The sequence below is a fragment of the Streptomyces sp. MH60 genome (genome assembly GCF_002939385.1).
Taxonomy (GTDB): domain Bacteria; phylum Actinomycetota; class Actinomycetes; order Streptomycetales; family Streptomycetaceae; genus Streptomyces.
In genome coordinates this window covers 21,140-29,952 of sequence record NZ_MULI01000082.1, presented here as the reverse complement: position 1 = coordinate 29,952, position 8,813 = coordinate 21,140, and the positions used below count along the sequence as shown (strand labels likewise).

General features: G+C 74.4%; 6 protein-coding genes. 3 read left to right on the top strand and 3 right to left on the bottom strand.

The window, feature by feature from the left end:
• The 3 genes from BZZ08_RS39700 to BZZ08_RS32425 all read left to right on the top strand — a co-directional run.
• A partial coding sequence (locus BZZ08_RS39700) for an ABC transporter permease (RefSeq protein WP_241965623.1) occupies positions 1-1,898 on the top strand: 1,898 nt, incomplete at its 5' end.
• Positions 1,899-2,085: 187 nt separating this feature from the next.
• Entirely contained in the window at positions 2,086-4,818 is a 2,733-nt protein-coding gene (locus BZZ08_RS32430; RefSeq protein ID WP_241965622.1) for an FtsX-like permease family protein, read from the top strand.
• Between the two features lie 52 nt (positions 4,819-4,870).
• Entirely contained in the window at positions 4,871-5,830 is a 960-nt protein-coding gene (locus BZZ08_RS32425; RefSeq protein ID WP_104635767.1) for an ABC transporter ATP-binding protein, read from the top strand.
• 18 nt (positions 5,831-5,848) lie between these two features.
• Here BZZ08_RS32425 and BZZ08_RS32420 read toward each other — a convergent pair whose 3' ends face one another.
• The 3 genes from BZZ08_RS32420 to ettA are packed head-to-tail and all read right to left on the bottom strand — an operon-like array spanning position 5,849 to position 8,672.
• Positions 5,849-6,598: a hypothetical protein gene (locus BZZ08_RS32420; protein ID WP_104635766.1), complete on the bottom strand. Its 750-nt coding sequence runs from the start codon at positions 6,596-6,598 to the stop codon at positions 5,849-5,851.
• Positions 6,595-7,005, bottom strand: a complete 411-nt coding sequence (locus tag BZZ08_RS32415; protein WP_104635765.1) for an acyl-CoA thioesterase — start codon at positions 7,003-7,005, stop codon at positions 6,595-6,597. Before BZZ08_RS32415 ends, BZZ08_RS32420 begins: the two co-directional genes overlap by 4 nt.
• 2 nt (positions 7,006-7,007) lie before the next feature.
• Positions 7,008-8,672 (bottom strand): energy-dependent translational throttle protein EttA, encoded by a 1,665-nt coding sequence (gene ettA, locus BZZ08_RS32410; RefSeq protein WP_104635764.1) that lies wholly within the window; start codon positions 8,670-8,672, stop codon positions 7,008-7,010.
• Positions 8,673-8,813: the final 141 nt, after the last annotated feature.

The window sequence follows — 8,813 nt, the reverse complement described above, 5'->3', positions numbered from 1 at the left end:
GGACGGGGGAGGCCGAGGACGCGGGCGGCCTGGGGGTCGATCCGCTGTTCGTGGCGACGCCCACGCTGGCGCTGCTGGCCGGGACGGTGCTGGCGCTGCGGCTGCTGCCGCTGGTGGCGCGGCTCGCGGAGCGCCGGGCGGCGAGCGGACGCGGGCTCGCGGCGGCGCTGGCGGGCTGGCAGCTGAGCCGCCGTCCGATGCGCGGGGCGGGTCCCGTGCTGCTGCTGGTGCTGGCCGTGGCGCTGGGCACGATGGCGATCGGGCAGGGCGCCTCGTGGTCCCGTTCGCAGGACGACCAGGCCGACTTCCGGGCGGGGGCGCCGATCCGGGTGCAGGCCTCGGGCACGCCGGGCCCGGGCCGCACCGACCTGGTCGCGGGCGTCACGGGGGTGGCGGAGGTCGCCCCCGCGGCCCGCTCCGAGGTCTCCCTGTCCGGCGACCGGACGGCGACGGTGCTCGCGCTGGACACCTCGCACGCGGCGGGCCTGATGCTGATGCGGCCGGACCTGGCCGACGAGTCGCCGCGGGCGCTGCTGTCCGGGATGGCGCCCGGCCGGCCGTCGAAGGGCGCGAAGATCCCGGCGGACACGGCCCGGCTCGCGCTGACGGCGACGCTGGCCGTCCAGGACGCCGACCGGGGCGCGGCCGACTCCCGGTCGGCGGACGTGACGGTCACCGTCGAGGACCGCTGGGGCACCCCGTACCGGCTGGCGGCCGGTTCGCTGGCCGCCGACGGCCGGGAGCACACCCTCGGTCTGGACGTCTCCGCCGGACCGCTCACCCTGACCGGCGTCGAGTCCACGGTGGTCCAGCCCGGCGGCCACAGCGAACAACACCGCCTGACCGTACGGCAGGTGACGGCCGCCGCCGCCGACGGGACGGTACGCAGGGTGCCGCTGCCCGACGCCTGGACGGCCGGGTCGGAACTGGCGCCCCCGCCGGCTGTTCCGGACGCGGTCGGTGCCCCGTCCAAGCCTCGCCTGCTCGGTTCGGAACCGCTGGCCGTCGAGTACTCCACGGGCCGCTCGGACGGCGGCTGGAAGATCACCACGCTGACCGTGCGGCTGCGGGTCGCGCAGTCGAAGCCCGCCGAGGTGACCGCGGTGGCCACCGACCGCTTCCTCGACTCCTCGGGCGCCCGCACCGGGCAGCGGGTCACGGTGCTGATCGGCGGCCACGACGTCCCGGTGCGGATCGTCCGCTCCGTGCGCGAGCTGCCGGGCACCGGGCCCGAGACCCCCTCGGCGCAGTTCGGCGGCGCCCTGCTGGTCGACCTGCCGACGGTCAACCGGCGGTTGCAGGACAAGTACGGCGCCGCCGTCGCACCCACCGAGTGGTGGCTGCGGACGGCACCGGGGCGGACCGAGGAGGCCGCGGCGGGCCTGCGGGCGTTCCCGGACACCGCACCGGCCCAGGTCCTGGTGCGCGACGAGGTCGCCGAGCGGCTGCGCGACGACCCGTTCGGCGCCGGTCCCGGGGCGGCGTTCGCCGCGGCGACCCTGGTGGCGGCGGCGCTCGCCGCGGTCGGCTTCGCGGTCAGCGCGGCCGGGTCGCTGCGCGAGCGCGGCACCGAGTTCTCCGTACTGCGCGCCCTGGGTGCCTCGCGCCGCCGGCTGGCCCGCACGGTCGCCGCCGAGCAGGGCGTGCTGACCGGCCTGGCCCTGCTGACCGGCGCCGCCCTGGGCGCGGTCCTCACCCGGGCGGTGATCCCGCTGACCGTACTGACCCCGCAGGCCACCCGCCCCGTGCCGGACGTCCACGTGGCCCTGCCGGGCGACCGCATCGCCCTGCTGCTGGCCGGCATGGCCGTCGTCCCGCTCCTGGTCACCGCGGCCCTGGCCCTGCGCCGCACCGACACGACGGTGACCCTCAAGGACCCCGGAGGCACCGGCCGATGAACCCCACGACCACACCCCGGACACTCACCCGGCCAAGCCCACGGGTCCTGCCGTACGGCCTACGCGCCCGCGCGCTGCCGGGCCGCCGGCCCGTACCGCTGACGGCCACGGCGACCGTCACTCCGCCCGTGCCGCCACTGCGCCGCGCCGATACCCCGGTGTCCCTCAAGGACGGAGGTGCCGGACGGTGAACCCCGTGACCGCGCCCTGGGTGCGTACCCGGTTGCGGGCCGCGCCCGGCGCCGCCGTCGCGCTGGCGGTGCTGGTGGCGGTGACCGCGTGCCTGGCCGCCGCGTTCCCCCGGGCACTGGACCGGTACACGGACGCCGGGCTGCGCCAGGCCGTCGAGCACGCCCCGGTCGACGAGAGCAGCATCCTGGTGACCGCCGGGCCCGACCTCGACGGAGAGGTGGCCCACACGGAGGAGAGCGTCCGGCCCGAACGCCTCACCGGCCTCTACGAGTCCGCCCTCGGCACGGTCGAACGCCCGCTGGTCATCGACGAGAAGCGCTCCTCCTACGGCGTCCGCACCACCGAGACCCTGCCGTCGCCGGACAAGTGGCTGCCCCGGCCCGACGGCCTCCCCGCGGAGATGCTCCTCGCCGCCCCGCACGGTCTCGCCGACCACACCCGGCTGCGCTCCGGCCGGCTGCCCGAGGTCCCCGGCAAGGAGGCGACCGCCTCGACCCCCGAGGTGCAGGCCGCGGTGACCGAGGAGACGGCCCGCACGCTGCGCATCAAGGTCGGCTCCGTCATCCACGTGCCCGGTCAGCGGGATCTCACCGTCCGCGTCACCGGCATCGTCACACCCGAGGAGCCCGACAGCCCCTACTGGTCCGTCGACTCCCTGCTGCGTGCCCCCTCGCTGCGGCGCATCCCGGGACCGATGGGGGCCTCCAACCCCTCCTACTGGGTCGGCGGCCTGCTGCTCGCCCCGGAGGCGGCCCCCGCGCTGCTGACCGTGACCCCCACGGTCCGCTACTGGCACCTGACCCCCGCCCCGGACGCCCTGCACAGCCGCGACCTCGACGGACTCGCCTCCGCCGTGGCCTCCCTGGAGTCCGGTCCCGGCCTGGAGAAGCTGCACTCGACGATCAGCCCCTTCACCGACGTCACGACCGGACTCGACAACGCCTTCACCACGTACGAGGACCTCCGCGGCGACATCGGCCCGCTGATCGTCGTCGCCGCCTCGGGCGCGGGCACGGTCGCCGCCGTCGTCCTGCTGATGGCGGGCGGTCTGGCCACCGACCGGCGCCGCGCCGAACTGGCCCTGCTGCGGGCCCGCGGCGCCTCCGTACGGGGCATGGCGGGACGGCTGCTGGCCGAGACGGCGGTCGTGGCCGTGCCCGCGGGCGCCCTCGGATACGGCGTGGCCCTGCTGGCGCTGCCCGGCGGCCGGCCGCTCCCCGCGCTGTGGGCCGCCGCCGCGGTCACCGCCATTGCGTGCCTGGCACTGCCGCTGCGGGCCGCCGCCGCGCACCGTGCCGTACGGGTCCACGACGGCCGTCACGACGTGGTGTCCCCGCGTGCGTCCAGGCGCCGTACGGTCGCCGAACTGACCGTCGTGGTCCTCGCGCTCGGCGCGGTCGAGATGCTGCGCCGGCGCGGGGCGACGAACGGCGCCGGTGACCTGGTGGCGATGGCCCCGGTCCTGGTCGGGGTGATCGCCGCGCTGGTGCTGGTGCGCCTGTATCCGCTGCCGCTGCGCGGGCTGGCCCGCCCGGCCCGGCGGCTGCGGGGTGCCGTAGGGCCGCTCGCGCTGGCCCGGGCCGGCCGCGGCTCCGCCTCCGCCGTGCTGCCCCTGCTCGCGCTGCTGACCGCGTTCACCGTGGCGGCGTTCGGCGGCTCGGTCCTCAGCGGCGTGGCCGACGCCCGCGACCGGGCGGCGCTGCTCTCCGTCGGCGCCGACGGCCGGGTGGAGACGGAGGCCGCGCTGCCCGCCGGGCTGCCCGGCCGGCTCGGGAAGGCGCCCGGAGTGCGGGAGGTCACCGAGGTCGGCCTCGACTACCAGGCCAGGACGAACGACGGCCGCCAGTCGCTGCCGCTCGCGACGGTGGACCCGGGCGACTACGCGGCGCTGGCCGGGCGGACGGACCTCGGCGCGTTCCCCGCGGGCGAGCTGAGACGGCCGGACGGCGCCGAGGGCGGCTCCGAGGACGCCGTGCTGCCCGCGCTGGCCTCGCCGACGGTCGCCGAACGGTTCGGCGACGACACCTTCCAGGTGCGCCTGGCCGACGGCAGCGTCGCCACGCTGCGGATCGTGCTGGTCCGCGACCACACCCCGGCCGTGTATGGCGACGACTTCCTCGTCGTGGACCGGGCCGGGCTGTCGCCCGGCGCGGTCCGGCCGAACGTACTGCTGCTGACCGGCGACGACCTGGACGCGGGCGCGGTGCGCCGGGCGGTGGACCACGCCGGCACCGTCCAGCTGCGGTCCGAGGAGCGCGGCACGTACGTGGACTCGCCGCTGCAATCCGGTGCGGAGCACATCTACACGGCCGCCGTGGCCGCCGGCGCCGGCTACGCCGCCCTGGCCCTGCTGCTGTCCCTCGCCGGCACCGCGCCCGAACGCGCCGCGCTCCTCGCCCGGCTGCGCACCATGGGCCTCACCCGCGCCCAGGGCCGCCGCCTGCTCGTCCTGGAGTCGCTCCCGCAGGCGCTGCCCGCGGCACTGGGCGGCGTGCTGACCGGCTGGGCGGCCGTCCGGCTGCTCTCCCCCGGCATCGACCTGACGACCATCGCGGTGTCGGCGCCGACGTCCCCGGCGGGGCGCGCGGAACTGAGCGCCGACCCGTGGTCGCTGGCCGTCCCGGCGGTGGCGGTGCTGGTCCTGGCGGTGGGGGTGGCGGCCCTCCAGGCGTGGTGGTCGGGCCGGCGCGGCGCGGTGGCGGAACTCCGGGCGGGTGACACGCGGTGAGGGCCCGACCGGAGGCACGGCGGACCGCGGACGCAGACATGGAGGAGACCCGATGACGACCGACCCCACCCTCGCGGACCTGGCCGACCGCGCCACCGCGTCCCGGGACCGGCCCGCGTACGGCCACGACGCCCTGATCACCTGCGACCGCCTGGTGCGGATCTTCAGCGCGGACGGCGTGGAGGTGCAGGCCCTGCAAGGGCTCGACCTGCTGGTACGGGAGGGCGAGCTGATGGCGCTGGTCGGCGCCTCGGGCAGCGGCAAGTCCACGCTGATGAACATCCTGGCCGGTCTGGACACGCCGACCGCCGGGGCGGCCCGGGTCGCGGGGCGCGATCTGCTCGCGATGACGGCGAAGGACCGCCTGGCCTACCGCCGCACGGTGGTCGGCTTCGTGTGGCAGCAGACGGCCCGCAACCTGATGCCGTACCTGACGGCCGCGCAGAACGTGGCCCTGCCCATGCAGCTGGCCGGCACCGGCGGACGCCGGGCGGCGCGCACCGAGCGCGCGCTGGAGCTCCTGGACCTGATGGGCATCGCGGACTGCCGCGACCGGCGCCCGCAGCAGCTGTCCGGCGGGCAGCAGCAGCGGGTCGCCATCGCCGTGGCCCTCGCGGGCAACCCGTCCGTGCTGCTCGCGGACGAGCCGACGGGCGAGCTGGACTCCCACACCGCGGAACAGATCTTCGCCGCGTTCCGCACGGCGAACGAGCACCTGGGGACCACGGTCGTCATCGTCACCCACGACCAGGCGGTGGCCGGTGAGGTCCGCCGCACCGTCGCCATCCGCGACGGCCGCACCTCCACGGAGGTGCTGCGCCGCAGCGAGGTGGACGCCGAGACCGGCCACGAGACGGTGGTGGCCCGCGAGTACGCCATGCTCGACCGCGCCGGCCGGCTCCAGCTGCCCGCCGACTACACCGCGGCCCTCGGCATGCGCGACCGCGTCGCCCTGGAACTGGAGTCGGACCACATCGCCGTACGCCCGGACGACAGCGAGCCCCCGCACTGAGCGGCGGCCCGGACGGCCTCAGCGCACGCTGATGCCCAGGGCCCCGGTCCCCGCCCGCCGCAGCGCGACCGACCCGAAGGGTGTGCGCAGCCGCAGCCACGCACCGCAGGACAGCAGCTTCGGCGCGTCCTCGCCGAAGTCGGAGCCGGAACCGGAACCGGAACCGGAACCGGAGCCGGAACCTGAGTCGGTCCCGGAGGCCGACATTCCGCGCGGCCGCAGGAACCCGAGCGACTGAGCCGCGTGCACGGCCCGCACCGGCAGCCCGGTGTCCCCGACGCTCCGGGACCAGATCTCCCGCCCCACCCGGTCCAGCTCGGCCCGCGTACGGGCCTCGGGGGCCAGCTCCCCCGTCCGTGTGCGGAACTCCGCCACCGCGGCGGCGACCAGCGCGCGCAGGGCGTCCGGGGCGGGCAGCCCCGCCTCGGTGCGCCAGCCCCCGCGCGGGGGCAGCACTCCGGCCCAGGGCGGCCCGGTCACCGCGTCCGGCACGCCGGAGGTGGCCGCCTGCTCGTCCACGGTCTCCAGCAGCTCACCGGCGGAGACGGTCACGTCGAGCGTGGCGTCGAGCCCGTTCTCGTACGGCTTGGCCAGCCGTACCGCGCGCACGGCCAGCACCTCGAAGGAGGGCGGCCGCCCGAAGACGGCGAGGGCGGTGCCGGCCGCCTGGAGGCGCACCGCGGCCGAACGGTCGTAGTGGAGCAGCCGGGAGAGGAAGGCCGCGAGATCCGCGGCCTCCCCCTCGTCGGCCAGGTGGAGGACCGTCATGCGGCGACGGCCTCCTCCTTGGTGTCCGTGTACTCCTGGAGGAACTCCCGTTCCTCGGCGGTGAGCCGGCGGGGCCGCTGCGCCTCGAAGTCGAACGGCACGATCACCGTGGAGGCGCGGACGTAGATCTCGTCCCCGTCCTTGACCTCGTAGGTGAGGGTGAACGAGGCCGCCCTGATCTGCGTGACCCACAGCTCGATGTCGACCGGGTGGTGCCGGTGGACGAGCTGCCGCTTGTAGTCGATCTCATGGCGTGCCACCACCGACCCCTGCTTGAAGTCCTTCTCCGGGCGGAACAGGAAGTCGATACGGGCCTCCTCCAGATAGCGGAGGAAGACCACGTTGTTGACGTGGCCGTACGCGTCCATGTCCGCCCAGCGCAGTGGGCAGCGGTAGATGTGCCGCAAGATCAGCCCCGGGTCAGCTTCTTGTAGGTGGCGCGGTGCGGACGGGCGGCGTCGGCGCCGAGCCGCTCGACCTTGTTCTTCTCGTACGAATCGAAGTTGCCCTCGAACCAGAACCACTTGGACTCGCCCTCGTAGGCGAGGATGTGGGTGGCGACGCGGTCCAGGAACCACCGGTCGTGGGAGACGACCACGGCGCACCCGGGGAACTCGAGCAGCGCGTTCTCCAGGCTGCTGAGGGTCTCGACGTCGAGGTCGTTGGTCGGCTCGTCGAGGAGCAGCAGGTTGCCGCCCTGCTTGAGGGTGAGCGCGAGGTTCAGCCGGTTGCGCTCACCGCCGGAGAGGACCCCGGCCGCCTTCTGCTGGTCCGGCCCCTTGAACCCGAAGGCGGACACATAGGCGCGCGACGGCATCTCGACCTGGCCGACGTTGATGTAGTCCAGCTCGTCGGAGACGACGGCCCACAGCGTCTTCTTGGGGTCGATGTGCTCGCGGCTCTGGTCGACGTAGGAGATCTTGACGGTGTCGCCGACCTTGATGTCGCCGGAGTCCGGCTCCTCAAGGCCCTGGATCATCTTGAACAGCGTGGTCTTGCCCGCGCCGTTGGGCCCGATGACCCCGACGATCCCGTTCCGGGGCAGCGTGAAGGACAGGTCGTCGATCAGCACCTTCTCCCCGAAGGCCTTACTGAGGTTGTTCACCTCGACGACGACGTTGCCGAGCCGCGGGCCCGGCGGGATCTGGATCTCCTCGAAGTCCAGCTTCCGCATCTTGTCGGCCTCGGCGGCCATCTCCTCGTACCGCGCGAGGCGGGCCTTGGACTTGGCCTGGCGGCCCTTGGCGTTGGAGCGCACCCACTCCAGCTCGTCCTTGAGGCGCTTCTGCCGCTTGGCGTCCTTCTGGCCCTCGACCTTGAGGCGGGTGGCCTTGGTCTCCAGGTACTTGGAGTAGTTGCCCTCGTAGCCGTGCAGGCGGCCGCGGTCGACCTCGCAGATCCAGCCGGCGACGTTGTCCAGGAAGTACCGGTCGTGGGTGACGGCCACGACGGTGCCCTCGTACTTGGCGAGGTGCTGCTCCAGCCAGTTCACCGACTCGGCGTCGAGGTGGTTGGTGGGCTCGTCGAGCAGCAGCAGGTCGGGGGCCTCCAGCAGCAGCTTGCACAGCGCGACACGCCGCTTCTCACCACCGGACAGGTTCACGACGGGCCAGTCGCCGGGCGGGCAGCCCAGCGCGTCCATGGCCTGCTCCAGCTGGGCGTCGAGGTCCCAGGCGTTGGCGTGGTCCAGCTCCTCCTGGAGCTTGCCCATCTCCTCAAGCAGCGCGTCCGAGTAGTCGGTCGCCATCTGCTCGGCGATCTCGTTGAACCGGTCGAGCTTGCCCTTGACCTCGGCGACACCCTCCTGGACGTTCTCCAGGACGGTCTTCGCCTCGTTCAGCGGGGGCTCCTGGAGCAGGATGCCGACGGTGTAACCCGGGGACAGGAAGGCGTCCCCGTTCGAGGGCTGCTCGAGCCCCGCCATGATCTTCAGAACGGTCGACTTACCGGCGCCGTTCGGTCCGACCACACCGATCTTCGCGCCGGGCAGGAAGCTCAGCGTGACGTCATCAAGGATCACCTTGTCGCCGTGCGCCTTGCGCGCCTTGCGCATGGTGTAAATGTACTCAGCCAAGAGAAACCGTCCGGCAGCTTGATCAGGCAGTGGGCAGATACACCCCATCTTGCCGCACCGCCACCCCTGGGCGGAAACCCGTTTGGCTCGACCTCTCTGACCTGGGGGTTTCGCACACCGCGCTAGCGTGCCGCAGTGACC